15 protein-coding genes are annotated in these 20,596 nt (G+C 64.2%); 11 read left to right on the forward strand and 4 right to left on the reverse strand.

Annotated elements, in window-relative coordinates:
- Nucleotides 1–37: 37 nt before the first annotated feature.
- Genes AB0323_RS01955 through kynA form a run of 3 tightly spaced genes read right to left on the reverse strand, consistent with a single transcriptional unit; the run spans nucleotide 38 to nucleotide 3,058 of the window.
- A complete protein-coding gene (locus AB0323_RS01955) occupies nucleotides 38–892 on the reverse strand; it encodes a PaaX family transcriptional regulator C-terminal domain-containing protein (RefSeq protein WP_366175897.1) in 855 nt (284 codons plus the stop codon).
- Nucleotides 889–2,127 (reverse strand): aminotransferase class V-fold PLP-dependent enzyme, encoded by a 1,239-nt coding sequence (locus AB0323_RS01960; protein ID WP_366175898.1) that lies wholly within the window; start codon nucleotides 2,125–2,127, stop codon nucleotides 889–891. The genes AB0323_RS01955 and AB0323_RS01960 overlap by 4 nt, the downstream gene beginning before the upstream one ends.
- A 46-nt stretch (nucleotides 2,128–2,173) precedes the next feature.
- Nucleotides 2,174–3,058 (reverse strand): tryptophan 2,3-dioxygenase, encoded by an 885-nt coding sequence (gene kynA, locus AB0323_RS01965; protein WP_366175899.1) that lies wholly within the window; start codon nucleotides 3,056–3,058, stop codon nucleotides 2,174–2,176.
- A gap of 159 nt (nucleotides 3,059–3,217) precedes the next feature.
- On the opposite strand from kynA, the gene AB0323_RS01970 reads away from it, so the two are divergent.
- From AB0323_RS01970 to AB0323_RS02000, 7 genes are all read left to right on the forward strand, one after another.
- Nucleotides 3,218–4,699 (forward strand): aspartate kinase, encoded by a 1,482-nt coding sequence (locus tag AB0323_RS01970; RefSeq protein WP_366175900.1) that lies wholly within the window; start codon nucleotides 3,218–3,220, stop codon nucleotides 4,697–4,699.
- 112 nt (nucleotides 4,700–4,811) lie between these two features.
- A complete protein-coding gene (locus AB0323_RS01975; protein WP_366175901.1) occupies nucleotides 4,812–6,212 on the forward strand; it encodes a diaminobutyrate--2-oxoglutarate transaminase family protein in 1,401 nt (466 codons plus the stop codon).
- A gap of 33 nt (nucleotides 6,213–6,245) precedes the next feature.
- Nucleotides 6,246–10,400, forward strand: a complete 4,155-nt coding sequence (locus tag AB0323_RS01980; RefSeq protein WP_366175902.1) for a Pls/PosA family non-ribosomal peptide synthetase — start codon at nucleotides 6,246–6,248, stop codon at nucleotides 10,398–10,400.
- A gap of 53 nt (nucleotides 10,401–10,453) precedes the next feature.
- Entirely contained in the window at nucleotides 10,454–10,951 is a 498-nt protein-coding gene (locus AB0323_RS01985) for an HAD domain-containing protein (protein ID WP_366175903.1), read from the forward strand.
- Between the two features lie 168 nt (nucleotides 10,952–11,119).
- Entirely contained in the window at nucleotides 11,120–12,334 is a 1,215-nt protein-coding gene (locus tag AB0323_RS01990) for an inorganic phosphate transporter (protein ID WP_366175904.1), read from the forward strand.
- Nucleotides 12,331–12,558 carry a hypothetical protein gene (locus AB0323_RS01995; RefSeq protein ID WP_366175905.1) on the forward strand — a complete coding sequence of 76 codons (228 nt, stop codon included), beginning with the start codon at nucleotides 12,331–12,333 and terminating at the stop codon, nucleotides 12,556–12,558. Before AB0323_RS01990 ends, AB0323_RS01995 begins: the two co-directional genes overlap by 4 nt.
- Before the next feature lie 30 nt (nucleotides 12,559–12,588).
- Nucleotides 12,589–13,185, forward strand: a complete 597-nt coding sequence (locus tag AB0323_RS02000; RefSeq protein WP_366175906.1) for a dihydrofolate reductase family protein — start codon at nucleotides 12,589–12,591, stop codon at nucleotides 13,183–13,185.
- Here AB0323_RS02000 and AB0323_RS02005 read toward each other — a convergent pair.
- Nucleotides 13,138–13,605, reverse strand: a complete 468-nt coding sequence (locus AB0323_RS02005; protein ID WP_364534309.1) for a hotdog fold thioesterase — start codon at nucleotides 13,603–13,605, stop codon at nucleotides 13,138–13,140. The two genes, AB0323_RS02000 and AB0323_RS02005, sit on opposite strands and share 48 nt — an antisense overlap.
- A 193-nt stretch (nucleotides 13,606–13,798) precedes the next feature.
- Between AB0323_RS02005 and polA the strand changes: the two genes are divergently transcribed.
- The 4 genes from polA to rpsA all read left to right on the forward strand — a co-directional run bounded on the left by polA (nucleotide 13,799) and on the right by rpsA (nucleotide 20,450).
- Nucleotides 13,799–16,441, forward strand: a complete 2,643-nt coding sequence (gene polA / locus AB0323_RS02010; protein WP_366176068.1) for a DNA polymerase I — start codon at nucleotides 13,799–13,801, stop codon at nucleotides 16,439–16,441.
- Nucleotides 16,442–16,528: 87 nt separating this feature from the next.
- Nucleotides 16,529–17,833, forward strand: coding sequence for a GNAT family N-acetyltransferase (locus AB0323_RS02015; RefSeq protein ID WP_366175907.1), 1,305 nt, complete (start codon nucleotides 16,529–16,531; stop codon nucleotides 17,831–17,833).
- 41 nt (nucleotides 17,834–17,874) lie between these two features.
- Nucleotides 17,875–18,807: a polysaccharide deacetylase family protein gene (locus AB0323_RS02020; RefSeq protein WP_366175908.1), complete on the forward strand. Its 933-nt coding sequence runs from the start codon at nucleotides 17,875–17,877 to the stop codon at nucleotides 18,805–18,807.
- A gap of 167 nt (nucleotides 18,808–18,974) precedes the next feature.
- Nucleotides 18,975–20,450: a 30S ribosomal protein S1 gene (gene rpsA / locus AB0323_RS02025; protein ID WP_184735405.1), complete on the forward strand. Its 1,476-nt coding sequence runs from the start codon at nucleotides 18,975–18,977 to the stop codon at nucleotides 20,448–20,450.
- The last annotated feature ends 146 nt before the right edge of the window (nucleotides 20,451–20,596 follow it).

A 20,596-nucleotide genomic window follows, 5' to 3' on the forward strand; every position in this document is an offset into this window, starting at 1 on the left:
CACCATCGGGGAAGTTCATGCTTCCAGAGTACTCCTGCTACCCTTCCAGCGTCCTCCGCACGAAGTCCGCGCTCGGCCGTGAATAAACGGCTCCGAGACGCTCGAACAGGGCGATTCCAGCCATGCCGGGCCAATCCTCGGGAAGGAACTCGGCCGGCAGGCCTGGATCCAGGTACGGAATGATCCGCCAGCGGTCGATGCATCGGACATAGCGGGCGAAGGTTTCGGCGGAGCCCGGGGCGCCGTCGGAACCGTTGCCCGGGCCGCCGCCGTCGTCCTCGGCACCATGATGCCGGATGAAGTCCCGATGCAGTTCTGCCACGGCCTCCAGGTCCCACCATGCTGATGCGGCATCCCGGAGGCTGCCGCCGACCAAGGGAGTGTCTGTAACGAACACCGTGGCCATGCCGCGCAGCTCCAGGTCCGCCAGGATCTCCTCCACCTCCTCCCGCAGCGAATCCGGGCAGATCCACAGCCCTGCCGCCACCGTGCCGCAGCCGATCCAATGCAATCTCCGCCTCAACTGGTGCCGCTTTTCCCGCTCCGATTCCGGAATGGAAAAGGACACCAGGCACCAGCGGTCCGCGGGCGACATAAGGCGCGGGTTGAAGATCCGCCGGTCGCCGCGGGCAAGCATCGCCGCGGCGCCCTCGGTGACGGCGAAGCCGGCAACACCGTGACGCATTTGCGGAAGGACGATTTCCTTCTTCTTCAACCGTGACAAGGCCGTCCGGGAAACAGGCGCAGCCACCCCCAGGGCCTCCATGAGGGCGATGATGTGCCTCGTGGACATCCATCCGCCGGCCTCGCGCAGGTAGAGGCCGATGACAGTGCGAAGCAACGACGTGGTACTCCCGGGCCGGGAGTCCATGTCGTCGAGAACGGCGCTCACAGGAGTTCGCTGAGGGCGTCCCGGATGGCGGTCACGCCCAGCTCAACCTCCGCGTAGCTGGTGCTGAGCGGCGAGAGGCCGATCCGCAGTCCGTGCGGCGGACGGAAATCCGGAATGACACCGCGTTCCCACAGCGCCTGGGTCACCTCGCCGAAGAGGGGATGGTCCACTGTGATGTGTGAGCCACGCTCTGCGGTGTTGCGCGGGCTGACAATCTCGGCGCCGAGGGGGACCAGCATGTCCTCGGCCAAGGCGGCTGCGTACTCCGTGAGTTTGATGGACTTCTCCCGCACGGCGTCCATTCCCACTGATGCGATCAACTCCACCATGTCCTTGAGCGGCTGCATGGCCAGCACCGGGGGAGTGCCCGTGATGAAGCTTCGGATCCCCTTCGCCGGCTTGTAGCTTTCCGTCATCCCGAAGGGGTTGTCGGCGCCCATCCAGCCCCAAATGGGCTGTTGCAGCCGGTCCTGCTGCGAAGCGTTGACGTAAGCGAACGCGGGAGAGCCCGGACCGCCGTTGAGGTATTTGTACGTGCAACCCACGGCAAGGTCCACACCCCACGCGTCCAGTTCGAGGGGTACTGAGCCTACCGAGTGGCACAGGTCCCAGAGCATGAGCGCTCCGGCTTGCTTGACCATGGCGGTGATCCCCGCGGCATCCGCAAGAAAACCGGAACGGTAAGCCACGTGGCTGAGCACGACGACGGCGGTCCGCTCGCTGAGCAGTCCCTCGAGGTCCGCCGTCCGGACGCCGCTGGCCGGGTTGGAGGCGACCCACTTGATGGTGGCGCCCTTTTCCGCGGCTATGCCCTCGATGATGAAACGGTCCGTGGGGAAGTTGTCCCGGTCCACGACAATCTCATCGCGGCCCGGCTGGGCGTCGACGGCGGCCCGGATGAGTTTGTAGAGCATCACTGAAGTGGAGTCTCCCACGGTGACCTGGCCGGCCGCGGCGCCCAGGGTGACGACGCCGATCCGGTCGCCTACCGTGGTGGGCTCGTCCATCCACTGTTCGTCCCAGCCACGGATGAGGCGGCTGCCCCAGGCATCCTCGACGAATGACGCGAGCTTCGCCGATGTCGCCTTGAGTGGACGGCCGAGGGAGTTTCCGTCGAGGTAAGCCGTGAGTTGGCCGCATCCCGGGGAGTAAAAGGCCTCACGCTGCCGGGCGAGGGGATCCGCGGCGTCGAGTTCTGCCGACGTCGGCCGTTGCGTTTGCTGAGCGCTGTTCATGTCTCTCCTGAAGGAAGCTGATGGGTTGCCGGGACTGGATTGCTGTTCAGTTGCCGATCTCGGTGCGGACGGCGTAAAGCTCGGGGAAGAAGGTCAGGTCAAGGGCCCGCTTGAGGAAGTCGACGCCCGAGGAGCCGCCCGTACCCACTTTGAATCCGATGGTCCGTTGCACCGTACGCAAGTGGCGGAAGCGCCAGGCGTGAAAGTTGTCCTCGATGTCTACGAGGTCTTCGCAGGCCTCGTAGAAACCCCATGGCGTGGCTTCCGATTCGTAGATCTCCTGGAAGACCGGGACCAGGTCCTTCCGGAACGTCCACGGTTCGCTGGTGTCGCGTTCGAGGATTTCGGCGGGAACGGCATAACCGGCCCGCGCCAGCACCGCGAGGAAGGCGTCGTAAAGGGTCGGCTCCTCCAGGAGGGTGCTGAGCTGGCTGTGCGCCGCCGGATCGCTCTCGAAAACCCGGAGCATGCCGCGGTTCTTGTTGCCCAGCAGGAACTCGACGGCGCGGTACTGGTGGGACTGGAAGCCCGACGAGCTGCCCAGGAAGCGCCGGAATTCGGAGTACTCGCGAGGAGTGAGGGTGCCCAGGACAGACCACTGCTCGGTCATGGTCCGTTGGATCGCCTTGACGCGTGCGATGCATTTGAGGGCCTTGGCAAGGTTGTCCGCATCAAGGAGGCGGCGGGCTTCAAGGAGTTCATGCAGGACGAGCTTGAGCCACAGTTCGCTGGTCTGGTGCTGGATGATGAACAGCAATTCGTCATGGTGTTCCGGGGTGCTCAACGGGTGCTGGGCGGTGAGGAGGCGGTCAAGGTCCAGGTACCCGCCGTAGGACATGGCCTGGCTGAAGTCGGTGCGGACCGAATCCTCGAGGGGTCTGATGCTCTGGGCACTGATGCTGTCTTGGGAGTTGCCGGCGCGGTTTTCCATGCATTGAGCGTATCACTCACGTGACGAACGTCAAGATAGTGAATTATTCGGTATCCTTGACGTCGTTCCTAAGGCTACTTTTTGTTGCCCAAGTGAACCGCTCGTGAGGTTTGTACGTTGTAAAATCGGCAAGGGGGGATGTGGGCGCCAGGAGGCTCCATGTACCAGCAGACAGTCAGCATCCGGGATTTACGAGCAGACGGTCGGCATCCGGAGGCGGACGGACCAAAACGCTTCCCCGGCCTCGAACAGGCGGCGCTACGTGCGCGTACCGAGCTTCGGGCCCGGGATCTCATAGTGCAGAAATACGGGGGCTCCTCCGTAGCCGATGCAGCGGCCATCAAGCGAGTGGCCCGGCGGATCGCTGAGACTCGGCAGGCCGGACATCCTCTGGTGGTCGTGGTTTCGGCCATGGGCGACACTACAGACGAACTGCTTGACCTGGCCGTCTCCCTCAGCCCGAGTCCTCCCGCCGGCGAACTCGACACGTTGCTGACCACGGGCGAACGGATCTCCGTGACGCTGCTGGCGATTGCCTTGTCCGACCTGGGTGTTCCTTCACGGACCTTCAGCGGAAAAAAGGCTGGACTGATAACCGATGGCATCCACGGCAAGGCGCACATTGTCAACGTTGACCCGCACCGTATCCGTGCATGCTTGGCGCGCGAAGAAGTTGCCATTGTCGCCGGGTTCCAGGGCAAGGGCCTCAAGAAGAAAGAGGTCACCACGCTCGGCCGGGGCGGTTCGGACATCACGGCCGTCGCCTTGGCCGCGGCGTTGGGCGCCGGAATGTGCGAGATCTATACCGACGTCGATGGCGTGTACACCGCCGACCCGCGGGTCGTTCCCCGCGCGCGGAAAATCGACGTCATTTCAACCGCGGAAATGCTGGAGCTGGCTGCGTCCGGTTCCAAAGTCGTGCATGCCAGATGCCTTGAGTATGCGGGCCGTTTTGGCGTCCCTATCCATGTGCGCTCCTCTTTCAACCGGCGTATTGGAACCTTGATCCTGCCGGGCCGGGACCAGGAGGCGGAATGGGACCACAAGCCGGTGTGGGACAGGGCTCCGGCCGTTGAGCAGCCAGTGGTCTCTGCGGTTCTCTGCGACAAGTCCGTGGCGAAGCTGACGCTGATGGGCGTCGCGGACGGCGTCGGAAAGTCGGCAGAAATCTTCGGGCTTCTTGCCGATGTGCGCGCCCGGGTGGAGATGGCCGTTCAATGCGCCTCGTCCGCGCGCGCCGGCGGGAGCGACATTTCGCTGGCGGTTTCCGGCCCGGACGGATTCCGTGTCCGTGCCGCCCTGTCCGCTGCCCGGAGGGCCATTGGCTTCGTGGACCTCCAGTACGACGGCCAGATCGGCAAGCTGTCACTGATCGGGCTGGGCATGCGTACTGACGGGCAGGTCGTTTCCCGGCTCTTCACGGCCCTTTCGGACGCAGGAGCCGGGACCGAGCTGATCTCGGCGTCGGATACGCGCATCGACGTTGCTGTCCGCGCGGCCGTGCTCGAAGACGCACAGCGGGCTGTGCGTTCGGCCTTCGGACTGGACCATGCAGGACCGGACCATGCGGGACCGGACTCTTCAGTGCCGGACTCTGCAGGGCCGGATCATGCAGGAGAGGAGGCCACTAAAGCACCGTAGCGGGGCCGCAGCACCTGCAACTCCATCCTCCCCGCGTCGCCCAGCACGGCCGCGGGATGGACTCGATCATTGATCCGCCTCCGCGGATCCCCGGGATAAGGACCCGATCGCCATGAACACTCTCCCGCAGCAGGCTACCTTGACCTCGGCACATGTAACCGGGCCCCTTCCGGGACCCAGGTCTGCCGAGTTGCTGGCGCATCAGGAACGCAACGAATCCAATGCCCGCACCTATCCGCGGCATCTTCCCATCGCGATTGCCGAGGGCTCCGGGGCCTTCGTGCGGGACGTCGATGACAATGTCTTTATTGATTTCCTCGCCGGTGCCGGGGTTTTGTCCCTCGGGCACAGCCATCCGGAACTGGTTGAGGTGGTGGCCGCACAACTGCGGAGATTGAGCCACGGACTTGATTTCCCGACGCCGGCGAAGGATGCCTTCACGACGGCGCAGCTGTCCATGCTTCCCTGGGGGCTTGCCGATCGGATGAAGATCCACTTCTGCGGACCGACCGGTGCGAACGCCGTGGATGCTGCCGTCAAACTGTGCAAGACGGCCACCGGGCGCGGGGACATCGTGTGCTTCCAGGGGGCATTCCACGGCAGCAGCGCCGTGGGGATGGCATTGACCGGACTGGTTGAACAGAAGCAAGCGGTGGCGAACGGGGTGCCCGGAGTGCACTTCTTCCCTTACTCCTACTGCGCACAGTGTCCCTTGGGCCTGCACCCGGAGACTTGTTCGACCAACTGCGTCCAATTCCTGGAACATTCCCTCAAAGACCCGCTCGGGGGAATTCCGCTTCCCGCAGCCGTCATCATGGAAATGGTCCAAGGCGAGGGAGGAGTGGTACCGGCCACCGCCGAATTCGCCAGAACCGTGCGCAGGGTGACCCGTGAGCTGGGCATCCCGTTGATTATCGATGAGATCCAGACCGGGGGCGGGCGCACCGGAACCTGGTTCGCGTTCGAGCAATACGGGATCGAGCCTGATGTCATCGTCGCATCCAAGGCCCTCAGCGGAATCGGACTCCCGGTTGCCCTGATCATCTACAACAAGGACCTCGACCGCTGGCTCCCCGGCGCCCACACGGGAACATTCCGCGGAAACCAGCTGGCATTCGCCGCGGGGGCCGCAGCAGCGGAGATCATCCGGCGCGACGACGTTCTCGGCAACGTCCGCAGGCGCGGCGCGCAGATTGCCCGGCTTCTCGCCCCCTTGGCCGGCAACCCCTGGGTGCGCGAGGTGCGCGGCCGCGGCCTGATGTGGGGGATCGAGTTCGCCGATCCGGATACCGGCCGGCCTGCCGGAGACCTGGCCCGGGCAGTGCAGCGAAATGCCCTGGAGCGGGGCCTGATACTCGAATGCGGCGGCCGGGACGATTGCGTGGTCAGGCTCCTGCCTCCACTGAACATCACGGAAGAACTCGTCGACGCCGCCTGCCGGCTCCTTCTGTCTGCCATTGCCGAACAAAGTGCCATGGCAGAACACAGGACCGCGACAAGCGCGCCCCGGTAACGCCGCACACAAGGCCAGGACAAGGAGGCGAACATGGGAAGGCACGTGGACCCGGGCCGGACGTCCGGCGGAGCGGCCACACGCCCCCGTTCCCTGGTCCAGCTCAGGGACGGCGCCCCCGTCCTGGTCGGCGCCGGACTGGATAACGCAGGACTGGGCAACTCAGGACTGGGCAACACGATCCGATGGAGCCCCGGCGAGCGGCTTGAGGAGCTCTTCGAGAACCGGTGCGACCGGCAACGGGCCGAAGGCCGCGGCCGTCATCCTGCTGTGGAAACGGCGGATGGTTCGCTCAGCTACGAAGAACTGGACGCCCGGGCCAACCGGCTCGCCCGCTATCTCCTTGCCCGCGGGGTAAGCCCCGGTGACCGAATCGCGCTCCTGTTCGATGACCCGGTACGGTCTTATGTCGGCATGCTTGCGGTCCTCAAGGCCCACGCCGTCTACGTGCCCCTGGACCCGATGTTCCCTCCAGGGAGAATTTCCTATATCGCCGCAGACGCCGGCGTCACCATGCTCCTGACTGTCTCCGGCCTCGCGGACAGCCTCCCGCCCGGGACTGCGGAGCTGGCCGTTCGCGTGGACAAGGAGGACCACCGTATCGCCGCATTTGAATCCTCCCGCCTGGCTTGGGCGGGGCAGGCATCCCCGGACAACGGGCTGGCCTACATCATCTACACTTCGGGATCCACGGGACGGCCCAAGGGAGTGGCCATCGCCCATGCCAGCATCTGCCACTTCGTGCGGATTGCCGCCGAAACCTATGGGTACGATCCCCGGGACCGGGTCTACCAAGGCATGACGACGGCTTTCGACTTCTCCGTGGAGGAGATCTGGGTGCCTTGGATGGTCGGGGCCACCTTGGTGCCCCGGCCGCCCGGGAACAACCTCCTCGGACCGGATCTTGCCGAGTTCATCGAGGCCCGGAACATCACCGCCCTTTGCTGCGTGCCGACCCTGCTGGCCACGCTCGACGACGACATGCCCCGGCTGCGGTTCCTGCTCGTCTCCGGTGAAGCGTGCCCAGAAGACCTTGTGGAGCGGTGGCACCGGCCCGGCCGGCGTTTCCTGAATGTCTACGGGCCTACCGAAGCGACCGTGACAGCCACGTGGGGCACAGCGGAGCCCGGCAAGCCCGTGACCCTGGGCAAACCGTTGCCCGGCTATTCGGCGGTCATCCTGGATCCCGTCCAGGACCGCGCACTGCCCCGCGGCGAACTGGGCGAAATCGGGCTGGCCGGCATCGGGCTCGCCCGGGGCTACATCAACCGGCCCGAACTGACAGAAAAGGCATTCATTCCCGATTTCCTGGGCCTGGCGGACAACCCGTCCCATCGCATCTACCGCACCGGTGACCTCGGCCGGTTCAACGACCAGGACGAAATCGAGTACCACGGCCGCACCGACACGCAGGTGAAGGTCCGGGGCTATCGGATTGAGCTGAGCGAAATCGAAAGCGTCCTTCTGCAGATGCCCGGGATAGCGATGGCAGTCGTGAAGACGTGGGAGCCCGGACCGGGAATCACGGAACTTGCCGCCTACTACACGCTGCACCGGAACGCACCCAAGATGGAAGGAGGCGAGCTCCGCGCCTGGCTGCGCGAACGGCTCCCCGCCTACATGGTGCCGGGCTATTTCCAGCCCCTCGGGATCATGCCGATGATGGTCAGCGGGAAAGTGGACCGCAGCAGGCTTCCAGATCCCTCCGGCCCGCGCGCGGTCAGTACAGACTCCGCCGACACCGGGCCGGTAACTCCTACGGAACGGATCCTGGCCCCGGCCCTGGCTGCGGCACTCCAGCTCACGTCAGTCTCCACCACCGCCGATTTCTTCAACGACCTCGGGGCAAATTCCCTGCTGTTGGCTCATTTCTGCGCCAACGTCCGCAAGGAAGCCAACCCGCCTTCAGTCTCGATGCGCGACATCTATGCACATCCGACCATCGCCGCCTTGGCGGCCGCCCTGGACGCCGCGAACGGCGAGGCGCTGCCGGGGACCGGCGCCGGGGGCCGGGAAGCTGCTGTGGCGGAACCCTTCCTGCGCGTCGGAACCGGCCAGTACCTGCTGTGCGGGGCTTTGCAGGCGATCGCCGCCCTGGCCTACGCGTACGTGGCGTTGCTCATCCCCTTGGCCGGCGAGCAGTGGATCGGCGGGTCCCGGCAGCCCGGCGACCTCCTGGTGCGCTCCGCCGTCGTCGGCACCATATCGTTCGTGGCCCTGGCAGTCCTGCCCGTTGTGCTCAAATGGGCCCTCGTCGGCCGATGGAAGAGCGAGGAGTTCCCTCTCTGGTCCAAAAGGTACGTCCGTTTCTGGTTCGTCAAGACCTTGCTCGCCACAAGCCCGGTCCGGATGTTCGTCGGAACGCCGGTCTTCCCGCTGTATCTCCGCGCACTCGGGGCCAGGATCGGCCCCCGGGTAACCATCCTCTCCTCAAGGATTCCCGCCTGCCCCGACCTGCTGACGGTCGGGGCGGACACGGTGATCCGAAAGGACTCCACCTTCTATTGCTACCGTGCCCACGCCGGCCGCATCCAGACAGGGCCAGTCACCCTCGGCCGCAACGTCCTGGTTTGCGAGCAGACCACGCTGGACATAGACACCGCCATGGGCGACAACGCCCAACTGGGGCACAGCTCCTCCTTGCACCGCTTCCAGCGCGTTCCTGCGGGCTCCGCCTGGAATGGCTCACCGGCCGGGCCTGCCGGGACCGATTACCGGCTGGACGGGCAGTCCGGCAGCGGCACGCGCAGCCGGTTCACCTTTGGATTCTGGACCATCGTGAACCATGTGGTGCTCGTGTCGTCCCTCGGAATCGGAGCCATTGACATCCTGCTCGCCTCCCTTCCCGCCGGCGATGCAAACCCTGCCCAGCCCGGATTCTGGGGGGCACTTCTGCTGGTCTCGTTCGTCGTTCTCTTCGGCAGCATCCTGGCCGCCTTCGCCCTCGTCGCCACCCTTCCCAGGCTGCTGGCGCTGTTCCTGGCCCCCGGGAAGGACTACCCGCTCTATGGCCCGCGCTTCGGACTCCTGCGGACCATTCAGCGGCTGACAAACCTCAAGTCGCTCCTCCAACTCACGGGGGACAGTTCCCTGATCGTGCACTACTTGAAAGTCCTGGGCTACCACCAGCCGGACCTGGTGCAGACGGGATCCAATTTCGGCGTCGGGCTGAAGCACGACAGCCCCACGCTGGCTACGGTCGGCAGCGGCACCATGGTCTCCGACGGTCTATCCATCATCAATGCCGACTATTCAAACACCGCGTTCCGGCTCTCGCCGGCCGTCATCGGGGCCAGGAGCTTCTTCGGCAACAACATCGCCTATCCCGCCGGCGCGAGGGTGGGCGACAACTGCCTCCTGGGGACCAAGACCATGGTGCCCTTGGAGGGTCCGCTCCGCGAGGGCGTTGGCCTCCTGGGCTCTCCACCCTTTGAAATCCCGCGCACAGTGGACCGCGACAGCGCCTTCGACCGGTTCAGGACGGCAGAGGAATTACGGCGGCGGATCCCGGCAAAGAACCGCCACAACGCTGTGACGCTCCTGCTCTACCTGCTGGGCCGCTGGGTCGAGCTCTACGTGATTCTCATGGCCGCCTGGGCATCGCAGGCCTTCCTCCCCGCGGCAGGCGGCCTCGGAGCCCTGGCCGGGCTGGGAACGATGGTCATCACCACCAACACCCTGGCGGTCCTCGTGGAGCGGGCATCCCTCGGCTTCGGAAGACTTTCACCCCTTTCCTGCTCCATCTACGAAGTGCCGTTCTGGCGGCATGAGCGCTTCTGGAAGCTCAGCGCCGGGGGCATCGTGCAAATGTTCAATGGCACGCCCTTCAAACCCGTGATCTGGCGTATGTTGGGGATCCGGATGGGCAAGAAGGTTTTCGACGACGGTTGCGGGATCCCCGAAAGGACCCTCGTCACCATCGGGGACTATTGCACCCTCAACGTCCACTCCGGCGTTCAGTGCCATTCCATGGAGGACGGCGCATTCAAACTCGATGCCATCACGATTGGTCCCGGCTGCACCCTTGGAGTGGGCGCGTTCGTCCACTATGGAACCACCCTGCACGAAGGTGCCCAGCTCGAAGCCGACTCGTTCCTGATGAAGGGCGAAGACGTCCCGGCTCACAGCATCTTCGGCGGCAATCCCGCACGCCAACTCACGCGGCAAGCCGCCACCGGACTGCACTGACACGCAGCGCTTGCCTTACGCTGGCCTTGTTGGCACGTCGGGGAGGGGGCTTCATGACCACGGTGTCGCTGTATCTGGACGTCGACGGCGTGGTGAACCCCTTCGGTCCCAAGGGCTTCACCGATTGGGGTACTGAATGGAAAATCGCCGACGCCGGAATCCTGGACGTCGTTTACGCCTCCGAACTGGTTGACGAGCTCAATGAGCTGGCTGCCCGTCCCGGGGCCAGGTTTGTCTGGCTGACGAGCTGGCAGCGGCTCGCGCCCGAATTCCTGTGCCCGGCAATCGGCCTCCGCGGTGAGCACTGGCCCGTCCTGACGAGCGACAGGTGGGACCAGACCGCTGATTGGTGGAAGCTGGACGTTTTGCAAAAGGACGTCCAGGAATCCGGAGCCGAACGCATCGTGTGGATGGACGATCAGCTGAACCATGAAGCCGCTGCCCGCTCCTGGGCCGAATTCCTTGGCAACCGTGTGCTTTGGATCTCACCGGACCCGCGGCGGGGCCTGTCACGGAGCGATATCGCGGCTGTTCGGCAATTCCTTGGATGATTCGATGTTTGGCCATGCCGGCAATGGCACGTAGGATTCTTAAGGTTTCACGCCCGCCATAGTTAATTCCGCCAGTGCAGTCAGATGAACGATTGCTGAACTGTTTTTCGTCAGGCAGGCCCGGGGAAGTGGAACTGCGCATCGTCGACTCTGCAGATTGGGCACAAGGTGGGAATCACCTTCATGGTCGCGCTTGTCATAGCGCTGGCCTTATTTTTTGACTTCACCAACGGGTTCCACGACACGGCGAACGCGATGGCGACTCCGATCGCCACGGGTGCCATCAAGCCCAAGACGGCTGTTGCCTTGGCCGCGGTGCTCAACCTCGTGGGCGCGTTCCTCTCGACCGAGGTGGCAAAGACCATTTCGGGAGGCCTTATCCGCGAGGGCACGGACGGCATCCACATCACGCCGGAGATCATCTTCGCGGGGCTGATGGGGGCCGTCCTGTGGAACATGTTCACCTGGCTCAAGGGACTGCCGTCCAGTTCTTCGCACGCGCTTTTTGGCGGGCTCATCGGTGCGGCGATCGTCGGCATCGGCTTCCACGCCGTCAACTTCGACACCGTGCTCCAGAAAGTGATTCTTCCGGCCATCTTTTCGCCGCTGCTCGCCGGTGCCGTGGCCTATCTGTGCACCAAGCTGGCCTACGCCCTGACGTCCCGGCATGACCCCGAAACCGGCGACAAACTGACCCAGAAGCGCGGCGGATTCCGTACCGGCCAGATCTTCACCTCCAGCCTTGTCGCGTTGGCCCACGGTACCAACGACGCGCAAAAGACCATGGGCATCATCACCCTCGTCCTGATCGCCGCCGGAACGCAGCCCGCCGGAAGCGGCCCGCAGCTTTGGGTCATCGGGGCCTGCGCACTCGCCATTGCCATCGGAACCTACGCCGGCGGCTGGCGCATCATCCGGACCATGGGCTCGGGACTGACCGACGTCAAGCCGGCGCAGGGCTTCTCGGCGGAAGCCAGCACCGCTTCGGCCATCCTTGCTTCCTCCCATCTGGGCTTCGCGCTTTCCACCACGCAGGTGGCTTCCGGTTCGGTCATTGGCTCGGGACTCGGACGCAAGGGCACCACGGTGCGCTGGGGAACAGTGGGGCGCATCGCCACCGGCTGGCTCTTCACCCTCCCTGCGGCTGCCATCGTGGGCGCCTTGACGGCGTTCCTCATCGGCACCGGCACTGTCGGCGCCGTTATCGCTGCACTCGTGGGCACCGCCGTCGTCGTCTATATGTTCATTTACTCGAGGAAGTCGCACGTGGGCCACCACAACGCCGTCGAAGTCGAGGAAGCCGGCACCGCCGTCCGCTTCCGCAAAAAGAACGCCAAAAAACAGAATCCGGGCAAAAGCTTGATTAAGGACATCCAGGCATGAAGTGGTTGGATCTGGTGCAGGTAGCCGGCGCAACTCTGGTCGCTGCCGTGCTCCTCGTGGTGCTGTATTCGCTCGGTGTCCGCCTCACTGCCATCGCCGGCGACGCCCGGCAGAAGTCGCCGGCCATGGTCCGCTCCCTCGCCTATGCGTGCTTCGCGGCCTGCGGAATCGCCGTGCTTTTCGGGATCTACCTGATCGTCCCGTACTTCACGAAGTTGCTGTGAACCCCGTTGCCTCATGGGTAGGGTGGGGCCATGGCGGATTTCCAGTACTACGTGGCGTCCTCGCTTGACGGGTTCATCGCCACGAAAGAAGACGATCTCGGCTGGCTGCTCCAGTTCGAAGAGGCCGAGGGCGTCACCGAAAGCTACGAAGACTTCATGGCGGGCATCGGCTGCATTGCCATGGGCGGCCAGACGTACCGCTGGCTCATGGAACACGAGCCGGGCAAGTGGCCCTATCCCGGTATTCCATGCTGGATCTTCACCCACCGCGAATACGCCGCGCCGCCCGGCGCGGACGTCACGTTCGCGCGCGGCGAGGTTGCGGAATTCGCACCGGACCTGGTTGCCGACGCCGGTGACAAGAACGTGTGGCTGGTTGGTGGTGGAGACCTCGTGGCCCAGTTCGCCAAGGCCGGCCTGCTGGACGAGATGATTGTCACCCTCATCCCTGTCGCCTTGGGTTCCGGCAAGCGATTGCTGCCTGTCGGGAGCCCGACGGCGCCGCTCGAGTTGATCTCCTCCCGCACCCTTGGGGGCGCGGCAGTGGAGCTGCGCTACAGGTTCCCCGCGCGTGCCGGGTCAGCGGGCCCTGTTCTCCCGGATCATGTTCGTAATCCGGGCGGTTGACAGCCGTCGGCCGTGATCGTCGGTCATGACAATTTCGTGGGTGGCGAGGGTGCCGCCCAAATGGATGGCCGTGCACGTGCCCGTGACCAGGCCGCTCGCTATGGAGCGGTGGTGGGTTGCGCCCACCTCGATTCCCACCACGTGGCGTCCGGCTCCGGCATGCAAGGCCGCCGCGAAGGATCCCAAGGTTTCGGCGAGGACCACATGGGCGCCGCCGTGGAGGATGCCGGCAACCTGGGTATTGCCCTCCACCGGCATGGTGGCGACAGTCCGTTCCGGGCCCAGTTCGAGGAACTTGATGCCCATCTTCACCACGAGCGACCCCACTCCGTAGCGGGAAAGCCATCCGTGCAACTCCTGCGGAACTCCCGCCGCATTGAGTTCGTCAGTGAACGGGCCCGGCGTGAAATTGTCCATCATGGCAACTAGGCTGGCACCTGTGAGCGAAACAACCAAACCGGACTCAGTTCCAACGTCAACGCCAGCGCCAGTCTCAACTGCCACCGCAACGGCAACATCAATTGCCACCGCGACGGCACCAGAGCTTTCAACAACCATTGCGGGCGCCAGGGCAGGTGGCAAGCCGAGGCTCCTGGTCCTTGATGGTCACTCGATGGCGTTCCGGGCGTTCTATGCCCTGCCGGCCGAGAACTTCGCCACATCCTCGGGCCAGCACACCAACGCCGTCCATGGCTTCACCTCGATGTTGATCAACCTCATCAAGGACCAGAAGCCCACCCACGTCGCGGTGGCTTTCGATGTCTCGGACGACACGACGTTCCGCAAGGCGGAGTACAGCGAATACAAGGCTGGCCGCAACGAGACGCCGCCCGAATTCCGCGGGCAGATCGATCTCATCGATCAAGTCATGGAAGCGTGGGGCATCAAGACCATCAAGATGCCCGGTTACGAGGCTGACGACATTCTCGCCACACTCGCGGCACGGGGCGAGGCCGCAGGCTACGAAGTCCTCCTGGTCTCAGGAGACCGTGACGCTTTCCAGCTCATCACCGACAACGTGTTCGTCCTGTACCCGAAACAGGGCGTTTCCAATATTCCCCGCATGGACGCGGCAGCCATCGAAGAAAAGTACTTCGTTCCACCGTCCCGCTACTCCGATCTCGCCGCGCTGGTAGGGGAGTCCGCCGACAACCTTGCGGGCGTTCCCGGCGTCGGCCCCAAGACCGCAGCCAAGTGGATCAACCTTTACGGCGGCCTGGACGGGATCCTGGAGAACCTGGATTCCATTGGCGGCAAAGTCGGTGGAGCCCTCCGGGAAAACATCGACGCCGTCAAGCGCAATCGCCGCCTCAACAAGCTCCTAAGCGACCTTGAGCTCCCTGTCACGCTCGCGGAACTTGAGGAGCCGCGTCCAAATCGCCAGGAGATCGAGACACTCTTCGACACCCTCGAGTTCAGGACCCTCCGCGCCCGGCTGTTCGATCTCTATGGCGATGACACCGCCGGCGCGCCTCCCGAAACCATTGACGCGCCCGACTACACGATCCTGGAGGACGCCGCCGCCCTGGAAGAGTTCTTCGCCGCGGGTGCGGGGAGCCGTGCCGCCGTCGCCGTGCAGTTGGTTCCGGGACGGATTGGCGACGACGCCGATGCCCTTGCCATCGTGCGGTCCAACGGGGCTGCCTACATCGAGCTGTCGTCTTTGGATGCGGCGGCCGATGCTGTCCTGGCCAAGTGGCTGCGGGACCCCGAAGAGGCCAAGGTCATGCACGAGTTCAAGGATGCCTTGAAGGCCTTGGACCACCGTGGACTTGGTTTGGAAGGGGTGGTGGACGACACTGCCATTTCGGGCTACCTGATCCAGCCGGACCGCCGCAGCTACGAGCTCGCCGAGCTCGCCCAGCACCACTTGAGGATCACTGTCACGGCTGCGGCGGCGAAAACCGGCCAGCTGGAACTCGATCTTGGTGATGGGCCGGACGGGGCCGCGGCCGGCGCGCTCGTCCAGCAGGCCGCCGTCGTGCACGCACTGAGCAAGCACTTCGAAAGCGAGCTCGCCGAACGCAAGGCTGAAGCGCTCCTGACCACGTTGGAGCTGCCGGTCGCGCGGGTCTTGGCCCAGATGGAACTCTCGGGCATTGCCATTTCCACGGAGCGACTGGACGAACAGCTCGCGGACCTCGCGAAAGTGATCGACAACGCGCAGGACCAGGCATTCGCCGCAATTGGCCACGAGGTCAATCTCGGCTCGCCCAAGCAGCTGCAAACAGTCCTCTTCGAAGAGCTTGGCCTGCCCAAAACCAAGAAGATCAAGTCCGGCTACACAACGGACGCCGCCTCGCTGAAGACCCTCCTGGAGAAGACCGGCCACGAGTTCCTGGTGCAGCTCATGGCCCACCGGGAATCCTCCAAGCTGGCCCAGATGCTGGAGACGCTCAAGAAATCGGTGGCCGAGGACGGCCGTATCCACACCACGTACGCCCAGAACGTCGCCGCCACGGGGCGTATTTCCTCGAACAATCCCAATCTGCAGAACATCCCGGTGCGCAGTGAGGAAGGTCGTCGCGTCCGAGGGATCTTCGTCGTCGGTGAGGGCTACGAATGCCTGCTGTCGGCCGACTACTCGCAGATCGAAATGCGTATCATGGCGCATCTGTCGGGCGACGAAGGGCTCATCCAGGCGTACAAGGAGGGTGAGGACCTGCACCGCTATGTCGGCTCGCACATCTTCAATGTGGCACCGGAAGAGGTTACGAGTGCCATGCGTTCCAAGGTCAAGGCCATGTCCTATGGCTTGGCCTACGGCCTGACTTCGTTCGGCCTGTCCAAGCAACTGGAAATCTCCGTCGACGAAGCCAGGACCCTCATGAAGGACTACTTCGACCGCTTCGGTGCGGTGCGCGACTATCTGCGTGGCGTGGTGGAGCAGGCCCGGATCGACGGCTACACCTCCACGATCGAAGGCCGCCGCCGCTATCTTCCGGACCTGACCAGCACGGACCGCCAGCACCGCGAGATCGCCGAGCGTATTGCACTGAACTCGCCGATCCAGGGTTCGGCGGCGGACCTCATGAAGCGGGCGATGCTCGGCGTTTCGGCCGAGCTGACCAGCCAGGGGCTGAAGTCCCGGATGCTGCTGCAGGTCCATGACGAACTCGTGCTCGAGGTTGCCCATGGTGAACGGGAAGCCGTCGAAAAGCTCGTGACCGAACAGATGGGGACGGCAGCCGAGCTCTCGGTGCCGCTGGACGTCCAGCTTGGAGTCGGCTCCAGCTGGTACGACGCCGGGCACTAACAGGCGCACAGGCCCGCGTTGCGGGCCGGGACGGGGCACGCCGCTGATAAGGTGGCGTGCCCCTTGCCGTCTGGCTAGGCTCGGGGCGTGGCTGATCCCAAGGAAACCAACGAAAAATACAACGTCAAGCGCTTTCGTTCCGTCGACAAGGAGAACCCGGACTACGGACAAGCACGTGAGTGGATCCGGGCCGTCGGCTTCGGATTCCACGACGAGCAACGAAGCGATGAGCTCATCGACAAGATTCTCGCGATGTACCAGGCGGACAACCGTGAGTTGACGGGCGTTTACGTCAACGGCGAACCTCCGTTGCATGCGCTCGACCCGGGATTTCCGGTGGCGACCTTTGGAACGCTGGAAAACAAGCTGAATATCGGCTTCGGCCAGGAACTACGGACGCGCCAGATCACCGCTGTCACAGTCCGCGGAACGCATCGGCGCCAGGGCATCCTGCGCGGGATGATGACCGCGGATCTCGCCGATGCCAAGGACGATGGCTTCGCCTTGGCCGCCCTGACCGCCTCCGAGGCGTCCATCTACGGCCGCTTTGGATTTGGCGTCGCAACTTTCGAGCGGAGCATCAAGGTGGACACCGGTCCGAAATTCCGCATCATGCACGAGCCCGTTGGCCGGGTGGAAATCGCAGACCCAAGAGTTCTTCTCGACCTCGCGCCCGAGGTTTTCGAACGGGTTCACCGCCGTACGCCCGGGTCCATCGTGAGGCAGGACTCCTACCGCCACCATGTGTCCGGGGCCATGAAGCGCGACGGCAGTGAAGACAAGGCCATCAAATGTGCGCTCCACTACGGACCGGACGGCGGCATTGACGGGTACGTGTCCTACAAGTTCGCCGGCTGGGACACGAAGCCATACACGGTGGAAATCGTGGACCTTGTCGCCGCGACTGACTCCGCGTACCTGGAGCTGTGGCAATTTCTGGGCAGCATCGACCTTGTCGAACAGGTCTCCTGGCCTGAAGCTCCCGTTGAAGACCCCCTCGTGTGGGCGCTCGAGGACGGACGTTGCGTCACGTCTTCCGACTACCGCGACATGCTGTGGTTGCGCGTCCTGGACGTCCCTGCAGCCTTGTCGGCCCGCCGCTACGGCACCGATGGACGCTTGGTGCTGCAAATCCGGGACGCGCTCGATTTTGCCGACGGTACGTGGGAATTGACGTCCGACGGCGGTGTCGCCACGGTCAGGCAGACGCGTGGCGGGAGCCCGGACCTGAGCATGGACGTCACGGATTTGGGGTCTGTCTATCTGGGTGCCGTCAGTCCTGTAATCTTGGCTTCGGCAGGCCGGATCCGGGAGCACACGCCGGGAGCAGCTTTGGCTGCCGGGCACATGTTCGCCGTCGAACGTCCAGCCCATTGCCTGACGCATTTCTAGGCACAAACCACACGCAGGATCTACAACAGAAGAAGGATTCCATGGGGGAATTCCAGCCGGAGGGCCACTCCTTCGGTCCATCGGGACTGCCGGGCCGGAGGTCGTTGCTGGCGGCTGCCGCCGGACTCGCGATGACCGGACTGGCCGCCTGCGCCCAACAACCGGCGGCGGCGCCGGCGCCTGTCCCGGCTCCGGTTTCAACACCGGTCGTGGAAGAGGCGGGCCAGCATCCTGTCGTGCCCGAAACGCGGCCTGAACCGCCGTCGAGGTCCCAGGTTGTGGCCGAATTCTCCGGGCGCAAGCCCGTCGAATGGGGGCTCGCCGTCACTGGCGTGGTCTCGAAAACCCCGTCCACGCATGCGGTCTTGACGTTCGACGCTTGCGGTGGCCCCCAAGGCTCGGAGTGCGATCAACGCTTGCTCCAGACCCTGCGCAAGCTCAACGTTCCCGCCACCTTGTTCGTCAACGGCCGTTGGATCAAGGCCAACCCCGGGCTGGCAGCCGAGCTCGCGGCCGATCCCTTGTTCGAGCTCGGCAACCACGGCTTCCGGCACCAGCCCCTATCGGTCAACGGGCGCCCGGCATACGGGATCCCGGGCACCGCCAATGCGGGCGAAGTCTATGACGAAATCATGGGCAACCAGGATGTCATGGAGCGGCTCTGCGGCAAGGCCCCCCGCTTCTTCCGGGCGGGAACTGCCTACTACGACGACGTCGCGGTGTCGATCACCAATGCCCTCGGACTTGTCCCGGTGAGCTTCACGGTGAACGGCGACGGCGGCGCGACCTTCCCGGCTCCGACGGTCGCGGGCGAAGTGAACAAGATCGGTGCGGGACAGGGCGCCGGCCAGATTGTGATCTCGCATTTCAACCAGCCTGCCGGCGGCACCGCGGAGGGATATGCGCGGGCCCTTCCAGGCTTGCTGGACCGTGGCGTGACGTTCGCGCGGCTCGGTGACACGCTGCCGCTTTGACCCTCCTTGCGGCGAACGACTAGAATGAACGGGCGCATACTACGTGCGCGCAAATTTAGAATCCACAATTCAGGATGACCCGGCGTTTTGCCGTGTCCTGCGGACCGGCGACGGAAAGCGGGCGGTTTGCCTGACCGATACTCTATCCACAACGGAGCCCCTACTACATGACCATCACCTCCACCGAGAAGCCCGGTACCCCCGTAGTCGCGATCAACGACATCGGTACCGCTGAGGACTTCCTCGCAGCTGTCGACGCCACCATCAAGTACTTCAACGACGGAGACCTCGTCGAAGGTATCGTCGTCAAGGTTGACCGCGACGAAGTCCTGCTCGACATCGGTTACAAGACCGAAGGTGTCATCCCTTCCCGCGAGCTTTCCATCAAGCACGACGTTGACCCCGGGGACGTCGTCTCCGTTGGCGATCAGGTCGAAGCCCTGGTGCTCACCAAGGAAGACAAAGAAGGCCGACTCATCCTCTCCAAGAAGCGTGCTCAGTACGAGCGTGCCTGGGGCGACATCGAGAAGGTCAAGGAAGAAGACGGTGTTGTCACCGGTACCGTCATCGAGGTTGTCAAGGGTGGTCTCATCCTCGACATCGGCCTGCGCGGCTTCCTGCCCGCATCGCTTGTCGAGATGCGCCGGGTCCGCGACCTCGCTCCGTACATCGGTCAGCAGATCGAAGCCAAGATCATCGAGCTGGACAAGAACCGCAACAACGTTGTTCTTTCCCGCCGTGCATGGCTCGAGCAGACCCAGTCCGAGGTTCGCTCCACGTTCCTCAACAAGCTGGAAAAGGGCCAGGTTCGTCCCGGCGTCGTTTCCTCCATCGTCAACTTCGGTGCATTCGTGGACCTTGGCGGCGTAGACGGTCTGGTTCACGTTTCCGAGCTGTCCTGGAAGCACATCGACCACCCGTCCGAGGTTGTCGAGGTTGGCCAGGAAGTCACCGTCGAGGTTCTCGAAGTGGATCTGGACCGCGAGCGCGTGTCCCTGTCCCTCAAGGCCACGCAGGAAGACCCGTGGCAGACCTTCGCCCGCACCCACGCCCTCGGCCAGGTTGTTCCGGGTAAGGTCACCAAGCTGGTTCCGTTCGGTGCGTTCGTTCGCGTCGAAGACGGCATCGAAGGCCTCGTTCACATCTCCGAGCTGGCTGTCCGCCACGTTGAGCTTGCTGAGCAGGTCGTCTCCGTTGGCGACGAGCTCTTCGTCAAGGTCATCGACATCGACCTCGAGCGCCGCCGCATCTCCCTCTCCCTCAAGCAGGCTAACGAGGGCGTTGACGCCGACAGCACCGAGTTTGACCCGGCTCTGTACGGCATGGCCGCTGAGTACGACGAAGAGGGCAACTACAAGTACCCTGAGGGCTTCGACCCCGAGTCGAACGAATGGCTCGAGGGCTACGAGACGCAGCGCGCCGCTTGGGAGCAGCAGTACGCTGACGCCCAGGCACGTTGGGAAGCTCACAAGAAGCAGGTTTCCCAGCACGCTGCTGACGACGCCGCTGCTGCCGCTTCCGGCGAGAGCGACTCCGGCACCACCAGCTACTCCTCCGAGCCGGCTGCCACCGAGTCCAACGCGGGCACCCTGGCATCCGACGAGGCCCTCGCCGCTCTGCGCGAGAAGCTGACCGGCAACTAATTGCCACTGGCCCGGATTTCCGGGCCGGGATAAAAGCGGCTCCTGCGATTCATTCACGAATCGCAGGAGCCGCTTTGTTTAACCCTGTTTCCGTGCTGCCGAGGTTCTCCTTGCCGGGTCCCTTTTGCCGCGGTCCCCACGGGACA

The sequence above is a fragment of the Arthrobacter sp. NPDC080031 genome, from assembly GCF_040702485.1.
Lineage (GTDB): Bacteria > Actinomycetota > Actinomycetes > Actinomycetales > Micrococcaceae > Arthrobacter.